Source organism: Sphingopyxis sp. LC81, from assembly GCF_000756375.1.
In the GTDB taxonomy this organism is placed as follows: Bacteria; Pseudomonadota; Alphaproteobacteria; order Sphingomonadales; family Sphingomonadaceae; genus Sphingopyxis.
In genome coordinates, this window is the sequence record NZ_JNFD01000035.1 from 37501 (window position 1) to 56403 (window position 18903).

Annotated in this window: 19 protein-coding genes; 6 read left to right on the plus strand and 13 right to left on the minus strand. The window is 66.0% G+C overall.

Translation table 11 applies throughout. The features are described from left to right. Window positions 1-171: 171 nt before the first annotated feature. Window positions 172-597 carry a CBS domain-containing protein gene (locus FG91_RS16130; RefSeq protein ID WP_037516884.1) on the minus strand — a complete coding sequence of 142 codons (426 nt, stop codon included), beginning with the start codon at window positions 595-597 and terminating at the stop codon, window positions 172-174. Between the two features lie 122 nt (window positions 598-719). On the opposite strand from FG91_RS16130, the gene FG91_RS16135 reads away from it, so the two are divergent. Together FG91_RS16135 and FG91_RS16140 are read left to right on the plus strand one after the other, a co-directional pair. Next, complete coding sequence (locus tag FG91_RS16135) at window positions 720-1028, plus strand: hypothetical protein (protein ID WP_037517312.1); 309 nt, start codon at window positions 720-722, stop codon at window positions 1026-1028. Continuing rightward, window positions 1018-1410: an acyl-CoA thioesterase gene (locus FG91_RS16140; RefSeq protein ID WP_037516887.1), complete on the plus strand. Its 393-nt coding sequence runs from the start codon at window positions 1018-1020 to the stop codon at window positions 1408-1410. Before FG91_RS16135 ends, FG91_RS16140 begins: the two co-directional genes overlap by 11 nt. Before the next feature lie 8 nt (window positions 1411-1418). Here the strand turns inward: FG91_RS16140 and FG91_RS16145 are convergent, their stop codons facing one another. The 6 genes from FG91_RS16145 to hisS form a co-directional block, all read right to left on the minus strand. Further along, window positions 1419-3002: a DUF4139 domain-containing protein gene (locus tag FG91_RS16145; protein ID WP_037516891.1), complete on the minus strand. Its 1584-nt coding sequence runs from the start codon at window positions 3000-3002 to the stop codon at window positions 1419-1421. 10 nt (window positions 3003-3012) lie between these two features. Beyond that, window positions 3013-4398, minus strand: a complete 1386-nt coding sequence (locus tag FG91_RS16150; protein ID WP_037516894.1) for a DUF4139 domain-containing protein — start codon at window positions 4396-4398, stop codon at window positions 3013-3015. A 76-nt stretch (window positions 4399-4474) separates the two neighbouring features. After that, the gene (locus FG91_RS16155; RefSeq protein ID WP_037516896.1) at window positions 4475-5392 is read right to left on the minus strand and encodes a DUF4167 domain-containing protein; all 918 of its coding nucleotides are present in this window, start codon (window positions 5390-5392) and stop codon (window positions 4475-4477) included. Window positions 5393-5668: 276 nt separating this feature from the next. Continuing rightward, window positions 5669-6493, minus strand: coding sequence for a peptide chain release factor N(5)-glutamine methyltransferase (gene prmC, locus FG91_RS16160; protein ID WP_037516898.1), 825 nt, complete (start codon window positions 6491-6493; stop codon window positions 5669-5671). After that, entirely contained in the window at window positions 6486-7553 is a 1068-nt protein-coding gene (gene prfA, locus FG91_RS16165) for a peptide chain release factor 1 (RefSeq protein ID WP_037516900.1), read from the minus strand. The genes prmC and prfA overlap by 8 nt, the downstream gene beginning before the upstream one ends. A 3-nt stretch (window positions 7554-7556) precedes the next feature. After that, window positions 7557-8813: a histidine--tRNA ligase gene (gene hisS, locus FG91_RS16170; protein WP_037516903.1), complete on the minus strand. Its 1257-nt coding sequence runs from the start codon at window positions 8811-8813 to the stop codon at window positions 7557-7559. A 95-nt stretch (window positions 8814-8908) separates the two neighbouring features. On the opposite strand from hisS, the gene FG91_RS16175 reads away from it, so the two are divergent. Both FG91_RS16175 and ppa read left to right on the plus strand, forming a co-directional pair. Then, complete coding sequence (locus FG91_RS16175; RefSeq protein ID WP_037516906.1) at window positions 8909-10843, plus strand: M61 family metallopeptidase; 1935 nt, start codon at window positions 8909-8911, stop codon at window positions 10841-10843. 210 nt (window positions 10844-11053) lie between these two features. After that, complete coding sequence (gene ppa / locus FG91_RS16180) at window positions 11054-11590, plus strand: inorganic diphosphatase (protein ID WP_037516908.1); 537 nt, start codon at window positions 11054-11056, stop codon at window positions 11588-11590. Here ppa and FG91_RS16185 read toward each other — a convergent pair. The 4 genes from FG91_RS16185 to FG91_RS16200 all read right to left on the minus strand — a co-directional run bounded on the left by FG91_RS16185 (window position 11587) and on the right by FG91_RS16200 (window position 16169). Further along, window positions 11587-12519, minus strand: a complete 933-nt coding sequence (locus FG91_RS16185; RefSeq protein WP_052187763.1) for a mechanosensitive ion channel family protein — start codon at window positions 12517-12519, stop codon at window positions 11587-11589. The two genes, ppa and FG91_RS16185, sit on opposite strands and share 4 nt — an antisense overlap. A 4-nt stretch (window positions 12520-12523) precedes the next feature. Next, on the minus strand, window positions 12524-13729 hold the full coding sequence (gene metC, locus FG91_RS16190) for a cystathionine beta-lyase (protein WP_037516910.1): 1206 nt from the start codon (window positions 13727-13729) through the stop codon (window positions 12524-12526). Between the two features lie 69 nt (window positions 13730-13798). Further along, window positions 13799-14641: a 3-mercaptopyruvate sulfurtransferase gene (gene sseA, locus FG91_RS16195; RefSeq protein ID WP_037517317.1), complete on the minus strand. Its 843-nt coding sequence runs from the start codon at window positions 14639-14641 to the stop codon at window positions 13799-13801. 187 nt (window positions 14642-14828) lie between these two features. Continuing rightward, a complete protein-coding gene (locus FG91_RS16200) occupies window positions 14829-16169 on the minus strand; it encodes a hypothetical protein (protein WP_037516912.1) in 1341 nt (446 codons plus the stop codon). 131 nt (window positions 16170-16300) lie between these two features. Here FG91_RS16200 and queF point away from each other — a divergent pair, with 131 nt between their 5' ends. Further along, the gene (gene queF / locus FG91_RS16205) at window positions 16301-16771 is read left to right on the plus strand and encodes a preQ(1) synthase (RefSeq protein ID WP_037516914.1); all 471 of its coding nucleotides are present in this window, start codon (window positions 16301-16303) and stop codon (window positions 16769-16771) included. A gap of 46 nt (window positions 16772-16817) precedes the next feature. Beyond that, window positions 16818-17228 carry an acyl-CoA thioesterase gene (locus FG91_RS16210; protein WP_037516918.1) on the plus strand — a complete coding sequence of 137 codons (411 nt, stop codon included), beginning with the start codon at window positions 16818-16820 and terminating at the stop codon, window positions 17226-17228. A 58-nt stretch (window positions 17229-17286) separates the two neighbouring features. On the opposite strand, the gene FG91_RS16215 is transcribed toward FG91_RS16210, so the two are convergent. After that, the gene (locus FG91_RS16215) at window positions 17287-17523 is read right to left on the minus strand and encodes a hypothetical protein (protein WP_037516920.1); all 237 of its coding nucleotides are present in this window, start codon (window positions 17521-17523) and stop codon (window positions 17287-17289) included. A gap of 75 nt (window positions 17524-17598) precedes the next feature. After that, window positions 17599-18885, minus strand: coding sequence for a cytochrome P450 (locus FG91_RS16220; RefSeq protein ID WP_037516924.1), 1287 nt, complete (start codon window positions 18883-18885; stop codon window positions 17599-17601). Between the last annotated feature and the right edge of the window lie 18 nt (window positions 18886-18903).

Here is an 18903-nt window from a genome sequence, read left to right on the forward strand (position 1 = left end):
ATTCGGGTGCGAATCTGGCCGACGAGGGCGTTGTTGCCGGCGTTCGGACACCAATCCCGGCGATTCGACTCAGCGGATAGTCATCCGGGGCAGATCGGAGTCTCCGCCGGTCACCGACGGAGCCTCCTATATATAGAAGAAGGGAAAGGGCGGCCCGGCAGCGCGCGGCTGTTACGACGCTATATAGTCGCGCATCGCCGCGGCCTCGGCCTCGATCCGGTCAATGCGATATTTGACCAGATCGCCGATCGATATGAATCCGACGAGTCGGCCGCCGTCGACCACGGGCAGGTGGCGAATGCGCTTTTGCGTCATCTGTGAGAGCGCGCCGATCACCGCCATGCTCGGATCGCACGTCACCGGCGATTTGGTCATCACCTCGTCGAGGCTGCGGTCGAGCGTTTCGGGACCATAGGAAGAAAGAAGCCGCACGATGTCGCGTTCGGAAAAGATGCCGACGATCGAATCGCCCTCGACCACCGGCACTGCGCCGATTCGATTCTGCGCGAGCAGGTCGACCACCGTCCGCACCGTGTCGCGCGGCCCCGCCGAGATGATTGCCCCGGTCCGTCCCTGAAGAATCGCTCCGATCGTCATAGGTGCCGCTCCCGTCTCTATCTGTTGCGGGGTCAGCCTAACATGATTCGCTTGGCGAACGAAACGCCCCGGCGCCCGCGATGGCGCTTGGCCGCGGCAGCGGCTTGGTTCATGGAAGCACCATGGTCAAACGCTCTCCCCTCGACAATCGCGACACATCGAATGTCGCCTGGGCGCGCTATCGCCGCCTGATGAAGGGCATGGCGCTGGTCTCGCTGCTCGCCGTCGTCGGCGCGCTCGGCTGGCTGCGATTTACGATGGGCGAGGCGCTCACCATTCATATGATCATCGCGACCGCGGCCGGCGTCGGCCTGTCGGTCATGCTCGGCGCCGCGCTTATGGGACTCGTCTTCCTGTCGAGCGGCAGCGGCCACGACGAATCGATCGAAGACCCTTTTGAAAACGACCCGGATATGAACAATGACCGATAAGCCTGAATCCGACTGCCCGCGCGACCCGATATTGCGCGTCGTCCCCCGCCCCGCCGACATCAACGCCAACGGCCATATCTTCGGCGGCTGGGTATTGAGCCAAATGGACATCGCGGGCGGTATCGTCGCCGGACGCGAAGCGCAGGGCGCGGTCGCGACCGTCGCGATCGAGACGATGGAATTTATCGCCCCGATCCTGCTGCGCGACATCATCTCGGTCTATGCGCACCTCGAGCGGCGCGGGCGCACGTCGATGGGTATACGAATCGAAGTGATCGCGACGCGCGACGGCGGCCGGACCGAGGAGCGTGTGACCGAGGGGCTGTTCACCTTCGTCGCGCTCGACGAGAATCACCGGCCGCGGGCGCTGCCGCCGATCTGAACGGCGGCTCAGCCGCCTTTCATCTTTTGCCGGAAAGTCTGAACGAGGCTGTCGTTCGCGGGAACGCGCACGCGCCACACCCAGCTGCTGCCCCGCCGTTCCCACCCTTCGGGCGCGGGATCGAGCGCGAAGGGAATCAGAATCTCGATCTCCGCATCGAAGGGCCGGGCGTTGGTTATCTTGACCTGCCAGAGCTTGTAATCCGGATCGGAGTCATTCTTCACAACGGTCAGATACTGCACCGCCGGACTTAGGCCGAGGTCATAATCGACGCGTTCGTCCTTTGCCTTGTCGCCGATTTTTGCCTCACCGACGAGCAGGCGTCGCCCGCCGATCGTTTCAAAAACCGTTACCGCACCGGCGGGCAGCGCAAGGCCCAATCCATCGGACTCGCGGTTCTGCACACGCAATTGCATGGAGAGGGGCTGAAGCCGGTTCGCCATGAAATCATGGAGCGTCGCCGCATAAAGCTGCTCGACCGCGACCTTGTCCTTCGCGAGCAGCGCGACCTGCTTCTGCCCCTTCGCCGACACATCGACGCGAAAGGGGATGCGATAGAATTTGAGGTCGCCCAGATCCTCGGCCGGCGGCGGGGGGGGTGGAGGCGGCGCCGGGGCGGCCATCATCGGCGGTGGAGGCATCCCCCGCCGATCGCGGCGCGGCGCCGTTACGATCACCTCGGCGGCGGCACTCTCATCATAGCTCTGCTCATACTCGATGATCGGCGGCAGCTCCCACAGGGGATGCGTGCTCGTGATGTCCATCGGCCAGCATTTGAGCACCAGCGGCCCCGGGGTGCTGCGCGGCAGCGGCGGGCTGTACATCTTGTTGAGGCGGCCCGCGATCACGTTGAGCTGCGCGCCCGGAAAACTCGTCACCCCGCCGTTCGCGACAGTGATCCAGCCGGTCAGCCCCAGCGTCTTTCCGTCGGTGCCGCGATCGGCGACATAATTGGCGGCCCAGTCGAACCCTTCGGCGAGATAGAGGAGCTGCACCTTCACCGTCCGCGCCGCCTTGCTCTCGACGAGCACCGACAACGTCGGCTTGGCCGAAAGATCCCTGGGCACGCGAGGATAGAGCATCCGTTCGGGAAGGCCCGAACAGGCGAGCGCCTCGACCCCGGCCGCGGTCTGGACGATCACCCCGCCGTTCGGCCCCGACTGGATCACCGCGTCCTGTTCGACGACCTTTCCGGTGGCGAGGCTGGTGCGCCGCAAGGTGACGCTACGCTTGAGATAGGCATCGACGAGCCCCGCGGGCGACAGCAGCCGCGCATCGCGATTCTTTTCAACGACGCCATCAGGCAAGCCGCTGAGCACCGCGGTTTCGGGCAGCAACCCCTCGGCCACGCCTTCGAATCGCAGCACCGACATCCCGGCGGGCAGCGTGACGGTGCGCGTCTCGGTGATGAAGGCGAAACCCTGCGGCCAGTTGGGGTCGATCGGCCCGCCGCCGCGCGACGGCGCGCGATAGACGGTGACCGCGGCATCGTCGATTTTGGTCGACACGGCGATCGGAGCCGAAGCCTGTGCAAACAAAGGCGCCGGCGCCAGCAGCGCCGCGACCCACAGCAGCAGCGGCCAGGCCCGCATCGCTTGGACCTCAGTAACGCGAATCGAATGTGACGGTCAGGTCGACCTTGCCGTTCGCGGGCACAGGCACCTGCCATTCGACGCGGTCGGCCGAAATGCGTTCGCCCTTCAGGCTTTCGTCGCTGATCCGGACGTCGCCATAGAGCCCGTCCTGTGCAAGCAGCACCGTCACCGGCGAAGGCCGCGCGTTGCTGACGATGTACTTCATCTTGGTCACCCAGCGCGAATCGCCCTTGCGCGTGCGCGACACGACGGTGGGCTGGACCTTCACGTCGAAGGCATCGCCGGTGCGCAGCGACATGGCCGAGCCCATCGGGGTATGACCGATGGCATTTTCGCCGATGAACTGCGGATCGCCGCGCGCGTCGCGCATATAGACGCGAATCGTGCCCGCGGGCAGCTGGTCGCCGAGCCCGCCCTGCCGTGAGGTCGAGAAGCGCAGCACGCTTGCGGTGCTGACCGGCTCGTTGTTGCTGCCGAGCCAGCGATTGACATATTCATAGGTCGAGCGCGCGGGCGCGCCCTTCACGTCGAGGAAACTCACCTGCTTCTGCTGCGCGTTGGCGATCGTCGTCCGCTGCGCGAGCGGATAGAGATAATAGTCGCCGAGCCGTTCGCGGTCGTTCGATTCGGTGCCCGCCGAATCCATCGCGCCGCTCATCTGGCGGAAACCGCCGCCCCCGCCCGGACTGCCCGCGACAAGCAAGGTGCGTGCATTGCTGAAGGTTGTGCCGGTGCTGTTGGTCAGCGTCACCCAGCCCTGAATATCCATCGCGCCCTTCGCGGCGTCGAACAGCGCGACATAGTCGGCGGTCCAGCCAAGGTTCGGGGTGAGATAGGACAGCCGCGCCGGGACGGTTCCCGCATTGGCGGCATCGACCGTCACCGACAGCGTCGGGCGCGCGCGCAAATTGGGCGGCAGCCGGTCGAACACCGCGCGCACCGGCAGGCCGTCGTCGCGCAGCACCTCGATCCGCTCGCCAATCTGGAGCACGATGCCGCCGTTCGCCGCGAGCACCTTTGCGCGCTCGGTCCGTTCGGCACCCGTCGCGGGGTTGGTGCGCACGAGGGTGATCGACTGGCCGACCGCCTTGTCCATCAACTTGTCGGGGGTGAGCAGGTCGAAATCGAAATTCTGTTCGACGATCCCGATGCCGGGGCCCGAGAGCGTCACCGTTTCGGGGCGGATGCGCGCCGACACGTCGGGGAATTCGATGCGGTTGCGCCCGGCGGTGACGCTGAGCTGGCGATCGTCCTGCACAAGCGACTGGCCATTATTATAGATGGTGACCGCGACATCGCCCTGCGCATTGCCGGTCGCGGCGTCCTGCGCGAGGAGAGGAGACGACGTCCCGCCGACGAGCAGCGGCAAACAGGCCAAGCCCAACACGCGCATAAAAAACCTCCCCGCAGGATATCCCGCGGGGAGGCTATGTCATGCGAATCGGAAAAACCAGCGTGAAATCGCTGGCTTATTCGGCCGCTTCAACGTCGGTGTTGCGCGTCGCCAGCGTGCGGCGCGTGCGGCGCGGCTTGGCGGCGGGCGCTTCGTCCGCGGCATCGCTTTCGGCGCTGCGTTCGGGACGGCCGATCGCGGGCGGCAGAACGGCGGTGTCGATTCCGGCATTGCCCCCAAGGTCGCTATTGTCGGCGCTGTCTTCCTGACGCGGGCGGCGGGCCGGGCGGCGCGCGGGACGCGGAGCGGGTTCCTGCTCGGCGGCTTCTTCGCGCACGGCGGGAGCCTCGCTACGATCGTTCCGGTCGTCGCGGGCCTCGTCCTCGTCGCGGTTGCGAGCGGGACGGCTGCGCGCCGGCTGGCGGTTGCCGCGATTGTCATCGTCGCGGTTGCCGCGCGGTTCGCGATTGCCGCGATTGTCGTCGTCGCGGTCGCCGCGCGGTTCGCGGTTGCCGCGATTGTCGCGCTGGCCGCGGTCATTGCGGTCGCCCCGATCGTTACCACGATCGTTCCGCTCGCCGCGGTCGTCGCCATTGTCGCCGTCGTCGCGGCCGGTGTCGGCTTCGAAATCGCTGTCGGTATCGTCGTGGCCGTCGAAATCCTCGACGCCGCGAATCTCGCGGCTGCGGTCGTGGCTGCGTTCCTGTCCGTTCGCCGCGGCCTTTTCTTCCTGCCGGGCGCGGAAATCGCTCACGACGCGGAAATAATGGTCGGCGAACTGCAGATAATATTCGGTCTGGACCCGGTCGCCAGCAAGCTGCGCGTCGCGCGCGAGGTTGCGGTACTTCTCGATCATCTGGGCGCCATTGCCGCGTGCGCGGCTGTCGATGCGGTTGGCCTGGTCGACACCGCCGCGCCCACCCGACTGCGGCCGATTATTGTTGTTGCTGTTGTTGTTACGGCCGCGACGGCGACCGTTCTGTCGGTTGTTCATGTTCAACTGAGACATCCTGTCGATAAGCTAATAAGCTACGCCAACCCCTTTTGGCCGACCGCGCCACCCGCGCGTCGTGCCCGCGCTCCTTGCGCGGTTCTTGCCCTTTACCGCTTGCACCGGACCCCACGGTCCCGCACCAGCATCGTAAGTGGGAAGCAGACCAGCCGGACCAGTATCGATGCTGTTCGCATCGCCAAAGGGACCCCGATCAGGTCTGTGAGCCCGCCCCTACCGCGCTTTTTAGCGGAAACCAAGCAAATTCTTGTAGGGCCGTCAGGCGCGGGTCAGCAAAAGCGCCCTGTCGCGGCCGCCCAGATCCTGTCTGCAGGCGACCATGAATCCCGCGGTTTCGGCGAGCTCACGAACCGAGATATGTTGCGTGTGCCCGATTTCAAGGGCCGCGAGCCCCCCGGGCGCCAAAAGGCGCGGCAAATCGGGAATGATCCGCCGATAGTCGTCGAGCCCGTCGGCCCCGGCGAAAAGCGCGCCCGCGGGCTCGTGACCGGCGACATCGGGCATCAGGGCTTCGGAATCGGCAATATAGGGCGGGTTGCAGAGGATGAGGTCGAACTGGCCATCGATTCCCGCGCCCCAATCGCCGACCCGGAATTCGCTGCGATCCGCCAAACCCAGCGCATCGGCATTGGCGCGCGCATAAGTCAGCGCCACCTCGCTCGCGTCGATCCCCAGCCCCGTCGCGCGCGGCCATTCGGCCAGCGCCGCATGGAGCAGGGTTCCGGGTCCGGTGCCCAGATCGAGCACATGGCGCGGCGCGCCATCTCCGAAATGCCGGGCCGCCGCTTCGATCAACGTCTCGCTATCCGGCCGCGGAATCAGCACGCCAGCGCCAACCGCCAGCCGAATCGTCCAGAAATCGCGGTAGCCGACGATATAGGCGACCGGCTCGTGCCGCAGCCGCCGTTCGATTAGCGCCGCGAAACCCTCGGGCACGGCAAAACGCGCCGGATCGAGCAGCAGCACCTGCCGCTCGGTCCCGAGCGCATGCGCCATCAACAGTTCGGCATCGAGGCGCGGGGTGTCGGACACCGCCGCCAGCCGCTGCGCCGCGTCGCGCAGCGCGGACGCAACGTCAGTCACCCAATCCCGCCAGCCGCTGCGCCTGATCCTCGGCGATCAGCGCGTCGATCAGCTCGTCCATCGCGCCTTCGATGATCTCGGGCAGGCGGTGGAGCGTCAGGTTGATGCGGTGGTCGGTCACGCGCCCCTGCGGGAAATTATAGGTGCGGATGCGTTCGGAGCGGTCGCCCGACCCGACCATCGACTTGCGCGCCGACGCCTCGGCGCTGTGGATCTTCTCGCGCTCGAGGTCATAGAGCCGCGCGCGCAGCACCTGCATCGCTTTCGCGCGGTTCTTGTGCTGGCTGCGCTGGTCCTGCTGGATCACGACAAGGCCCGACGGGATATGCGTGATGCGGATCGCCGAATCGGTCGTATTGACGTGCTGCCCGCCCGCTCCGCTCGCGCGGTAAATATCGATCTTAAGGTCGCTGTCGTTGATCGCGACGTCGACTTCCTCGGCCTCGGGCAGCACCGCGACCGTCGCGGCGCTGGTATGGATGCGGCCCTGACTTTCGGTCGCGGGCACGCGCTGGACGCGATGGACGCCGCTCTCGAACTTCAATTTGGCGAACACGCCCTGCCCCGTCACCGACGCGACGACTTCCTTGTACCCGCCCATTTCGGCCTCGTTCGCCGAAATGACTTCGACCTTCCAGCCCTGCCCGTCGGCGTAGCGGCTGTACATGCGCAGCAGGTCGCCCGCGAACAGCGCCGCCTCGTCGCCGCCGGTCCCGGCGCGGATTTCGAGCATCGCCGCGCGCTCGTCGGCGACGTCCTTGGGGAGCAACCTGATCGCAAGATCATGCTCGGCAGCGGGCAAAGCTTCCTCGACCGCCGCAAGCTCCTCAGCCGCCATCGCCTTCATTTCGGGATCGGCGAGCATTTCGTTCAGCGAGACGATTTCGCCGCGCAGCCGCACGACTTCGCGCGCCGCGGTCGCGACGGGCTCGAGCTCGGAAAACTCCTTCGACGCGGCGACAAAATCGGCGGGCGCCATATCGCCCGTCGCCATACGCGCTTGCAACGCGGCGTGGCGTTCAATGATGGCGTCGATCTGTCTTTCGGAAACATTGGTCATGACTTAGATGTCCGACCAATCGATTCCATCAAGAGCCTTCTCCGCCCGGAATTCATCGTGGGTGTCGCGGAGGCGTTTATTTATCCGGATACCCTCGTTCGATAGATGCACGATCTCATGCGGCCCCATTTTGGCAGCCTTATCGTATCGCTTCTTTGGCGAGCCAGTGACCACCAGCTCCGTCGAAAGGCCATTCGCACGAAGAACGGCCGCTGCTTTAACGGCCCTCATCAAATAGGCGTCGTCTTCAATCACCACAGCCACTTGGAGCTCTGAAAGCTTCGGCTCTTCCAGCAACATCGCCAGCCGCTCGATCCCCGCCGCCCAGCCGACCGCCGGGGTCGGCGGTCCGCCAAGATTCTCGATGAGCCCATCATAGCGTCCGCCGCCGAGCACCGTGCCCTGCGCACCCAGCCGGTCGGTGACGAATTCGAACGCGGTGTGGCGATAATAGTCGAGCCCGCGCACGAGCCGCGCATTGCGCTCCCATGCGACGCCCGCGGCATCGAGGCCCGACGTCACAGCGCCGAAGAAGTCCTGCGCTTCGCTCGTCAGATACGCGTCGATATCGGGCGCGCTGTCGGCGATCGGGCGGTCCTTCGGGTCCTTACTATCGAGAATGCGCAGCGGGTTCTTGTCGAGCCGCGCGAGGCTGTCTTCGCTCAAATCACCGCGATGCGCTTCGAAATGATCGACCAGCGCCCCGCGCCACGCGTCGCGGCTTGCCGCATCACCGAGCGTATTGAGCGTCAGCGTGACGCCCTCGCTGATGCCCAGCTCTTTCAACAGCTGGTCGGCGAACACCAGCAATTCGGCGTCGACGAGCGGGCTGTCGCTGCCGAGCACTTCGGCGTCGAGCTGGTGGAACTGGCGATAGCGCCCCTTTTGCGGGCGTTCGTAGCGGAATAGCGGGCCGTGCATCGCGACCTTCAGCGGCGCGAACTGCTGCCAGCCATTGGTGATATAGGCGCGCGCAACCCCCGCGGTGAATTCGGGGCGCAAGGTGATCGATTCGCCGCCGCGGTCGTCGAACGAATACATTTCCTTCGACACGACGTCGGTGGTCTCACCTAATGACCTCGCGAACACCGCGGTCGGCTCGATCACCGGCACTTCGATGCGCTTGAAGCCATAGAGGCGGCGCACGCGTTCGAACGTGTCGACGACGTGCGCGAAACGGTCGGCGAAATCGCCAAGCATGTCCTGGGTGCCGCGTACCGCCTGCGGCGTCGGGATTTTCGCGCTTTTGTCCTTGCTCATGGCCGGCGCATCTAATGGTTTTTCGTCGAAAGGCAAAGTGCGCTTGCAGAGCCGCCGCTGGACCTCGCCCACGTTTCGCGGCAGAGGTGCTGCCCATGAAAAAAGCACTGTTCGTCGCAGCGGCGGCCATCGCCGCACCCATCGCCTTTTCGCCCGCCACCGCCCAGGACGGCAACAGCCGGCCCCAGCCGGTCGTCCAGCCACTGACGATCCCGCTGCCCGCCGACAAGCCCTATCCGGGCCTAATGCAGCTCAAGGTCGACGCGACCGACTTTGCGCGCGGCATCTTCCATGTGCGACAGACGATCCCCGTCGCGAAGGCGGGCAAGCTCACCCTGCTCTATCCCGAATGGCTGCCCGGCAAGCACGCCCCGCGCGGCGCGATCGCCGAAATGGCGGGATTCAAGGCGAGCGCTGGCGGCAAGCCGCTGATCTGGACGCGCCAGCCGACCGACGTCTACGCCTTCGACGTCGATGTGCCCGCGGGCACGAAGAGCATCGACGTCACCTTCGACTTCCTGTCGCCGACGCGCACGAGCGAAGGCCGCGTCGTCGTGACCCCGGCGATGATGAACCTGCAATGGGAACAGGTCAGCCTCTATCCTGCGGGCTATTTCACCCGCGCGATCCCGGTGCAGCTCGAAGTGACGCTGCCCGATGGCTGGACCGGCGCGTCGGCGCTCGACGGGCTCAAGGTTTCGGGCAACCGCTACAGCTTTGCCCCGACCAATTATGAGGTGCTCGTCGACAGCCCGATGTTCGCGGGGAAATTTTTCCGCAAATGGGACCTCGGCAACAAGGTGACGCTCAACGTCGTCGCCGACGAGCCCAAATATCTCGAGGCGAGCCCTGATCATATCGCGCGCCACGCCGCGCTGGTGTCCGAAGCGATCGCATTGTTCGGGGTGCGGCATTTCGACCGCTACGAATTCCTGCTCGCGCTCACCGAGGAACTCGGCGGCATCGGGCTCGAACATCATCGCAGCAGCGAGAACAGCCGCGCGACCGACTATTTCACCAAATGGAACGACAATGACAGCGAGCGCGGGCTGCTGCCGCACGAGCTGACGCACAGCTGGAACGGCAAATACCGCCGCCCCGACAAGATGTGGACCCCCGACTATCGCACCCCGATGCAGGACAATCTGCTGTGGGTCTACGAAGGCCAGACGAGCTTCTGGGACCTCGTCCTCGCCGGCCGGTCGGGGATGCAGTCGAAGGAGATGGTCCTCGCCGAATGGGCGACGAACGCCGGCAATTACAGCGTCCAGCCGGGGCGCCAGTGGCGTTCGGTCGAGGACACGACGCTCGACCCGATCATCGCGGCGCGCAAACCCAAGCCCTTTGCGAGCTGGTCGCGCAGCGAGGATTATTACAACGAAGGATCGCTGATGTGGCTCGACGCCGACATGCTGATCCGCCAGGCGACGAACAATGGCAAAAGCCTCGACGATTTCGCACGCGCCTTTTTCGGCGGGCGCGAGGGCGACTGGGGGCAGGACACCTATGATTTCGACGATGTCGCCCAGGCGCTGAACGCGGTCCATCCTTATGACTGGGCGAGCTTCCTGCGCGAACGCATGCAGGCGAGCGGGCGGCCGGCACCCACCGGCGGGATCGAGCGCGCGGGATACCGCCTCGTCTGGCGCGACGCGCCCAATATCTATGACCGCGACCGCATGGCGCAGGCGAAAAATGCCGACCTCACCCATTCGTTGGGGCTGACGATCGACAAGGACGGCGTCGCGACCGGCATCTTGTGGGACGGCCCGGCGTTCAAGGCCGACATCGTGGGCGGCACGAAGATCGTCGCGGTCGACGGGCTGAGCTATAGCCGCGAGCGGATCGAGGCCGCGATTCGCGTCGCAACCGACGCCAAGACCCCGGTGCGGCTGCTCGTCGAACGCGGCGGGCGCTATCGCAACATCGAGATCGGCTATCACGCCGGGCTGCGCTGGCCGCATCTCGAGAAAACCGGGAGTGGCCCCGACTGGTTCGACCGGCTGCTGGCGGCGAAGCGCCAACTCTGAAATCCTCCCTGCCGCGCAGCGGTGGGGAGGGGGACCGTTCGCGAAGCGAATGGTGGAGGGGGGGCGCCATACCCCCTCCGTCAGCGCTTCGCGCTGCCACCTCTCCATGCCTGCGGCACAGGGAGGATCTTGCACGCCCTTCGCCCCTCGACTTTTGGCTCTTTCCGGCGCTAAAGGCGCGCGCGATTCAAAAACACAAAAGGATCTCCCATGCGCATCGACCTGATTCCCGCCGGCGACAGCCCGCCCGACAGCCTCAACGTCCTGATCGAAGTTCCGATCGGCGGCGAGCCGGTGAAATATGAATTCGACAAGGCGAGCGGCGCGCTGTTCGTCGACCGCTTCCTGCACACCCCGATGCGCTATCCCGCCAATTATGGCTTCGTGCCGCACACGCTGGGCGAGGACGGAGATCCGCTCGATGCGCTCGTCGTCGCGCGTTCGCCGATCGTCGCGGGCGCGGTGGTCAAGTGCCGCCCGATCGGCGTGCTGATGATGGAAGACGATGCCGGCGGCGATGAGAAACTGCTCTGCGTGCCCGTCAACAAGACCTTTCCTTATTATGCCGATGTCGCGAGCTACACCGACATGCCGCCGATCGTGCTCCAGCAGATCGAGCATTTCTTCACCCACTATAAGGATCTCGAACCCGGCAAATGGGCGAAGCTCAACGGCTGGGGCGATGTGAACGAGGCGAAGCGCATCATCGTCGAGTGCATCGAGCGCGCGAAGAAGATCGGTTTCTAATTCTTGTCCGTGGGCGCCGGGTCCATATCCGGCGCCCCGACAATGTGCACGTCCTGCCGCGGATAGGGGATGCGAATTCCCACTTCCTTGAACCGATCCCAGATCCCCAGGAACACCTCGCCCTGGATATTGCCGAGTCCCGCCTCGGGGTCCGAAATCCAGTAGCGCAGCTCGTGCTCGACCGCGCGTTCCCCAAATGCCGTGATCCACACCGCCGGTTCGGGCTCGTTCAAAATGCGCGGGTTCGTCATGGCGGTTTCGACGATCAGCCGCTGCGCGCGCCTGAGGTCGCAGTCATAGGGAACCGGCACGCGCATCCGCACGCGCACCTCGGGGCTCGCATAGCTCCAATTTTCGACCGGCTGCGTCATCAGCAGTTCGTTCGGGATCAGATGTTTCTTGCCGTCGCGGGTGACGACATTGACCGCGCGCACGCCGATCTTCGCAACGCGGCCGACATTGGGCACCCCGCCGGGCAGCGCCGATCCGCCCATCGAGCTCCCGTCGCCGACGACGATGATGTCGCCCGGCTTGATCGACCGGTCCATCAGCAGGATGATCCCCGCGATCAGATTGCCGACGGTCTTCTGCAGCCCGAAACCGATCGCGAGGCCCGCCGCGCCCGAAAAGACCGCGAGCGCGGTGAGGTCGATGCCGAGCAGGTCGATGCCGAAAAGCAGCGCAAAGACGAACAGCGCGATCGCGATCAGCTTTTCGGCGAGCAGCCGCTGCGTCGCATCGATCTGGGTATTGCGGCGGAGCAGCCATTTGATCGAGCGCAAGATGATTCGGACCGCCAGATACAGCAGCACCGCGACGACGATCGTCGAGAACAGCCCATAGAGCGACAGCCGGTACGAGCCGACATCGATGCCGATCGCCTTCAGCGCCTCGATCGTGCGGAGAACGCCCTCGGGCAGCCCGTCCATCAGCTTATCCGGCCATCGCGGCAAAGCCGCGTTCGAGATCGGCGATCAGGTCGGCCGGATCCTCGAGCCCGATCGACAGGCGGACGAGCGGATCGGAATCGGTCCATGTCGTCGCGGTGCGGATAGTCTCGGGGTTGCTCGGCACGACCAGGCTTTCATAGCCGCCCCAGCTGAAGCCGATGCCGAAATGGACGAGCGAATCGATGAAACGCGTCCGCGCGGCCTCGTCGACGCCCTTCAGCGTGAAGCCGAACAGCCCGCTCGTGCCGGCGAAATCGCGCGCCCAGATCGCATGGCCGGGATCGCCGGGCCGCGCGGGATGGAGCACGCGGCCGACCTCGCTCCGCGCCGCGAGCCAGTTCGCGACCGCCAGCCCATTCGCACCGTGGCGCTGCATCCGCACGTCGAGCGTGCGCAGCCCGCGCAGCATCAGCGCGCAATCGTCGGGCGAAACCGCCTGCCCAAGCTGATACGCCGCCTGCCGCAGCCGCGGCCACACCGCCTTCGTCGCGGTCAGCGAGCCCATCATCGCGTCGCTGTGCCCGCCGACATATTTGGTGAGGCTCATCATCGTCACGTCGACGCCGTGCGCCAGCGCCGGAAACAGCAAGGGCGTCGCCCAGGTATTGTCGAGCATCGTCAGCACGCCGCGCGCGCGCGCAACGCGGGTGATTGCGGGAATATCCTGCACCTCGAAGGTCAGGCTGCCCGGCGATTCGAGGAAGATCAGTTTCGTCTCGGGCCGAATCAGCTCGGCGATTCCCGCGCCGACGAGCGGGTCATAATAGGTCGTCTCGATACCGAGGCGCGCGAGCATGCCGTTGCACAAGGCGCGCGTCGGCTCATACGCGCTGTCGACCATCAGCAGGTGATCGCCCGGCGACAAGAGCGCGAGCAGCCCCGCCGAATTGGCCGCGACCCCCGACGGATAGAGCAGGGTGCCCTCGCCCCCCGGCTCCATCCCGGTCAACGCATCGGCGAGCGCCCACACCGTCGGCGTCCCGCGCCGGCCGTAATAGAGCTTGTCGTGCGTCGCGTGGCCGCGCGCCTTCAGGTCGGCGATATTGTCGTAGAGGATCGTCGAGGCGCGCCACACCGGCGGATTGACGACGCCGCCGCCCAGCCGCGGATCGCCGGTCCATTCGGGGCGCCGCCCGCCCTGCACGAGTTTCGTCGCAGGGCGGAGGCTGTCATCGTCGTTTTTGCTCATCCCCGCCTTGTTAGCGGAGCACCGGCCAAAATCCACCCTTCGACACGAAGGATATCGGGGCCGGGTCGGTCAGGCCGCGCCGGTCGCCTTGGGCGTCGCGGGGTCGGCGCCCCATTCGACCCAGCTGCCGTCGTAAACCGCTACGTCATCCTTGCCGAGCAGGTGCGCGCCGAAGGCGACGACGGTCGCGGTCATGCCGCTGCCGCAGGTGGTGATGACCGGCTTGTCGAGATCGACCCCGGCGGCGTCGAACGCGGCCTTCAGATCGTCGCCGCGCTTCCACGTGCCGTCGGCGTTGAACAGCTCGCCGTGCGGCAGGCTGCGCGAATTCGGAATATGGCCGGGCGCGACGCCCGGACGCGGGTCGCGCTCCTCACCGGTGAAGCGCGCCGCGGGACGCGCATCGACGACCTGTTCGGCGCCGCTGTCGAGGTTCGCCAGCATCTGGTCCTTGGTGCGCACCGCCTTCGCATCGCGCCACACGGTGAAGTGGCGGTGGCGCAGCGTCTGCTTGCCCATCTCGAGCCCGCGGCCTTCGGCCTTCCACTTGGCGAGGCCGCCGTCGAGCAGCGCGACGTCATGCGCGCCGAACAGCTTGAGCAGCCACCAGCCGCGCGCCGCGCTCTTGAGCGGGCTGTCGTCGTAAAGCACGATGCGGCTGCCATCACCAAGGCCGAGCGACTGCATGCGGCTCGCAAATTTCTCGGCCTGCGGCGCCATATTATCGACGTCGCTCGACGGATCGGTCAGTTCGGCGAGGTCCATGAACACCGCGCCGGGGATGTGGCCCGCCTCATATTCGGCGCGCGCGTCGCGTCCCTCGTCGGCAAGGAATTTCGTCGCATCGACGACCCGCAAGTCCGATGCCCCCAGTTCGCGTTCCAGCCAGTCGGTTGAGACCAAGGCGTCCATGTCATGCTCCTGTTGCGACCGGCCGGGAACTTGTTTTTCCTGTCCCTCGCCGGCCATCCTGCTGTGGCTCTGTTCTTTTCTGGGGGAATAGCAGCCTATGCCCCCACCCGCGCTTTTTCAAGCGCAGTCGATCCTGCCCCAGCCGATGCTGCACCGCAACAAAAAAGCAGTGCCGTTTTGAGCCAGACTATTGGGCGCGCTTAATGGCGGTCGCGCGCGCGCCGGGACGATCGACGGCGTAAGCGGCGCGGTCGAGCGGCAGCGGCGCGAGCTTTTCGCTCCCGCTCGCACCCTGTTCGCGGCCGATGACAAAGCTGCCGGCATTCTGGCCGAAGGCGTCGCCCTCGCCATCCCAATGATAGGTCACGTCGAACGCGATGACGGGGACGAGCATCGGCTTGCCACCGATCATCAGCGGCTCGATCGCGGCGCGCGGCAGCATGACCTCGGTCGACAATTCCTCGCCCGCGCCCGGCGCGAGCATCATATCGTCGCGCAGCACGCTGCCGCCCGCGCCGTCGAAGAAGCGGGCCAGCACTGGTTCGGTCATCGCCGATCCCTGGTTGAGCGCGATGCGGACCATCAGGCCGGTCGCCGCGGTCGCCCCTTGATTCACAAGGTGAAGCGCAAAGCCGACCGCCACATGATCGGCGGCGAAGCGGATGCTGCGGATGTCGAGCGCCATGCTGATGATCGCACGCTTTTCGGCCGCGGGACGCGTGACAAGCGGCGAAGGCGCGGGCCGCTCGGGCGGCGCAAGCGGCGCGCGCGCAGGCTGGGGTGCGGCCGGGCGCGGCGCCACCGGCTGCATTGGCTTCGGCGCGGCGGGCTTTGGCGAAACGGGCGACGCGGCACGCTGAACCGGCGGGGTCGGCGCCGGGCGCGGCGTCTCGGGCGTTTCGTCGATGGCCGGGCCGGCCGGCGCGGCGCGGCGGCGCCAGTACCAGAAACCGGCGCCCGCCGCTGCCAATAAGGCAAGCACCCACGCCCAGACCGGCGTGCCCGACGGCGCATTCGCGGGAGCCGCCGCGACCGGCGTTTCGTCGGCGGTGACGGGCGCGGCGTCCGTCGCCGTGGCAGCGGGCGGCGCGGCGGTCTCAAGCGGCGGTAATGTCGGATTGTCGGTCGCGGCGGGCGGCGCCGGGCTTGCGGTTTCCGGCGCGGTCGTGCGCGGAGCCGCGATCGCGGGGGTATCGCGCCGCGTCGGCGCCGGCGCGGGTGTCGGGGTGGCCGTCGCGGGCTGGGTCGGGGCTACGCGCGGCGGCGCCATCGGCTGCGTCGGTGTCGGCGCGGGGGTCGGCGTCGGCTGGCCGCGGCGCTCGCCCGGCGCCACCGGCGGCAGGCCATTGTCCGACGGGCCCTGCACGCCCGGCGTCCGCCCGTCGTCGGCGGGCGGCGGCAGGCGGAAGTCGATCGGGCGGGGCGAGGTTGTGGTGTCTTGCGCGCGCGCGGGCACCGCCGCGCTCAGCATCGCCGCCACCAGCGCGAGCGTCGCCACCTGTTCTCGCCCGAAGTTACGCACCGTCATCTTGTCCGCGATCCCACACTACCCATATCTCGCACACGCCGCTGAATTGGCGCTGAACCCTGCCGCCAGCCGTCGCCCTTGGACAATTGGTCCCGGATGACATCGGCCGCGCTGCGCACTAGAGCCTTTCCATGACCGATTCCACCCCTACCCCGCTCGCGCCGAAACATCTCGGCCAGTCCAGCGAACTTCCTGCCTCGCCCGAGGCCGCGGTTCTCGACTATGTCCCCAATCCGCGCGCCGGCGAGCTCTATCTCGTCCGTTTCGCCGCACCCGAGTTCACCTCGCTCTGCCCGGTGACCGGCCAGCCCGATTTCGCGCATCTCGTGATCGATTATGCGCCCGGCGAAACGATCGTCGAATCGAAGAGCCTGAAGCTGTTCCTCGGCAGTTTCCGCAACCATGCGGGGTTCCACGAGGATTGCACCGTCGGCATCGGGCGCCGCCTGTTCGACGAAATGCAGCCCCGCTGGCTGCGCATCGGCGGTTACTGGTATCCGCGCGGCGGCATCCCGATCGACGTCTTCTGGCAATCGAGCGCGCCGCCCGCCGACCTGTGGCTCCCCGACCAGGGCGTCGCGCCCTATCGCGGGCGCGGGTGAAAGATTCATCTTTCCGTCACAAAATATTGACATTAGTGTCAGCGATATGACCGCCGCTTCCCTTCCGCACGACCATGCGATCGCCGTTGGTGCCGACCAGATCGATTTCATGGGACATGTGAACAACGCCCACTATTTGAGCTGGGTGCAGGAAGCGGTGCTCTCGCACTGGCGACACATCGCACCGCCCGACGCGGTCGCGGCGCATCTGTGGGTCGCGCTGAAGCACGAGATCACCTATCGCCGCCCCGCCTTCCTCGACGATCAGGTCATCGCGACCGTCATCCTCGAAAAGGTGCAGGGCGCGCGCGCCTTTTACGAAACGATCATCAAGCGCGGCGAGGATGTGCTGGCCGAGGTCAAATCCTCATGGTGCTGCATCGACGCCGAAACGCTGCGTCCCGCGCGGCTCGCGAGCGACGTCATCGCGCGCTTTTTCCCGAGCGAGAAGGTCTAGGCTTCGGGCGTGAAAAGGCCCCCTCCTTGCGGGGAGAGGGCCATTCCCTGCCGCGAATTTACGGGCTTACCGGCTCGTCGTCATCGTTGCCATCGACCACCAGCCAGATACCGCCGGCAATGATCGCAAGCCCGAGCAGGATCGCAATCCAGCTCGCGCCTTCGAGTTCGTTCTGACCCTCGGTAACGGACCCCGCACGGGCAGCGTCCAGCGCGGGCGCAGCCGACGCGGCCACCGGCGCAAAGACCATCGACGTCGCCGCGAACGAGATCGCGGCCTTCTTTAAGAGATTCATCGCAAACTCCTTTTTTGACCGGGCTTGAAACGCCGGCCAACGGGCAATGGTTCCGCGGTACCGCGCCAGATGGAGCTAGGCGGCCGCGAACCGGATCGGCAGACGCTTCAATCCGCCGACGAAAACCGATTCGACGCGTGCGGGCTCGCCCGCCAGTTCGAGGCTTTTCAGCCGCGGCAAAAGCTCTTCCATCAATATGCGCATCTCCATGCGCGCGAGATGTTGGCCAAGGCAGACATGCGCACCGAAACCAAAGGCGATCTGCTGATTCTTCTCGCGGTCGGGGTCGAAGGCGAAGGGACTGCCGAACACCGCCTCGTCGCGGTTGCCCGAGACATAATTGAGCATCAGCCAGTCGCCCTCGCGAATCGTCTGCCCGCCGATTTCGACATCTTCCCTGGCGCTGCGCATGAAATGCTGGACCGGCGTGGTCCAGCGGATCGCTTCCTCGATCAGTCCCGCCTTGTCGCTGTCGGCGGCGCGAAAACGCTCGAAGAGCGCCGGGTTCTTCGCGAGCTCCATCATCGCGCCAGCGGTCGACGCGCTGGTCGTGTCGTGCCCCGCGGTCGCGACGATCATATAATAGCCGGCGAGTTCGCGGTCGGGGATCTGCTCGCCATTGATCGTCGCATTGGCGATCACCGTCGCGATATCCTCGCGCGGGTTGGCGCGGCGTTCGGCGGTGAGCGCGCCGAAATAATTTTCGAAATCGGCGATAACGTAATTGAGCATCGCGATCGCCTGTTCGGCGCTGGTGATCGCCTCGCGGCTGCGGTTCAGCTCGGGGTCGGTCGGGCCGAACAATTGCTGCGTCAGCATCAGCATGCGCGGCTCGTCCTCGGGCGGGACACCCAAAATGTCCATGATGACGCGCAGCGGATAATGCGCCGCGACGTCGCGCGCGAAATCGCATTCTCCGCCCGCTTCGAGCATATGATCGACGGTTTCGCGCGCCAGTTGGCGGATGCGATCCTCGACGATCTTCAAATTCTTCGGCATGAACCAGCTCTGCGTCAGCAGCCGATATTTCATATGGTCGGGGGCATCCATCTGGACGAGTGAGCGAATGAGATGCCCGTCATTGTTCGGCGTCGCCGCGCGCGCCAGCGCCTCACCGTCGCGGTTGGTGAGCACCGTCGGACGGATGCCGTTCGCGAAACGCTGCGGGTCGCGGCTGATCGCCATGATGTCGGCATGGCGCGTCACCAGCCAGAAAGGGTCGTGGTCGCGATTCTCGGCGACGCCGAGCGGCATGTTCGCGCGCGCCCAGGCGAGCTGTTCGTGCAGCGGATCCCAATTGCCGTATGCGACGGGGTCGACAACGGCGGCGGCTACCTCTCCAGGCAATATAGGTTTTGTCATGAAACCAAAGCTGCCTGA

Coding starts and splice junctions, on each gene's coding strand:
- FG91_RS16130 (WP_037516884.1), bottom strand. CDS start 597: ATGACGATCGGAGCGATTCTTCAGGGACGGACCGGGGCAATCATCTCG.
- FG91_RS16135 (WP_037517312.1), top strand. CDS start 720: ATGGTCAAACGCTCTCCCCTCGACAATCGCGACACATCGAATGTCGCC.
- FG91_RS16140 (WP_037516887.1), top strand. CDS start 1,018: ATGACCGATAAGCCTGAATCCGACTGCCCGCGCGACCCGATATTGCGC.
- FG91_RS16145 (WP_037516891.1), bottom strand. CDS start 3,002: ATGCGGGCCTGGCCGCTGCTGCTGTGGGTCGCGGCGCTGCTGGCGCCG.
- FG91_RS16150 (WP_037516894.1), bottom strand. CDS start 4,398: ATGCGCGTGTTGGGCTTGGCCTGTTTGCCGCTGCTCGTCGGCGGGACG.
- FG91_RS16155 (WP_037516896.1), bottom strand. CDS start 5,392: ATGAACAACCGACAGAACGGTCGCCGTCGCGGCCGTAACAACAACAGC.
- prfA (WP_037516900.1), bottom strand. CDS start 7,553: ATGACCAATGTTTCCGAAAGACAGATCGACGCCATCATTGAACGCCAC.
- hisS (WP_037516903.1), bottom strand. CDS start 8,813: ATGAGCAAGGACAAAAGCGCGAAAATCCCGACGCCGCAGGCGGTACGC.
- FG91_RS16175 (WP_037516906.1), top strand. CDS start 8,909: ATGAAAAAAGCACTGTTCGTCGCAGCGGCGGCCATCGCCGCACCCATC.
- ppa (WP_037516908.1), top strand. CDS start 11,054: ATGCGCATCGACCTGATTCCCGCCGGCGACAGCCCGCCCGACAGCCTC.
- FG91_RS16185 (WP_052187763.1), bottom strand. CDS start 12,519: ATGGACGGGCTGCCCGAGGGCGTTCTCCGCACGATCGAGGCGCTGAAG.
- metC (WP_037516910.1), bottom strand. CDS start 13,729: ATGAGCAAAAACGACGATGACAGCCTCCGCCCTGCGACGAAACTCGTG.
- sseA (WP_037517317.1), bottom strand. CDS start 14,641: ATGGACGCCTTGGTCTCAACCGACTGGCTGGAACGCGAACTGGGGGCA.
- FG91_RS16200 (WP_037516912.1), bottom strand. CDS start 16,169: ATGACGGTGCGTAACTTCGGGCGAGAACAGGTGGCGACGCTCGCGCTG.
- queF (WP_037516914.1), top strand. CDS start 16,301: ATGACCGATTCCACCCCTACCCCGCTCGCGCCGAAACATCTCGGCCAG.
- FG91_RS16210 (WP_037516918.1), top strand. CDS start 16,818: ATGACCGCCGCTTCCCTTCCGCACGACCATGCGATCGCCGTTGGTGCC.
- FG91_RS16215 (WP_037516920.1), bottom strand. CDS start 17,523: ATGAATCTCTTAAAGAAGGCCGCGATCTCGTTCGCGGCGACGTCGATG.
- FG91_RS16220 (WP_037516924.1), bottom strand. CDS start 18,885: ATGACAAAACCTATATTGCCTGGAGAGGTAGCCGCCGCCGTTGTCGAC.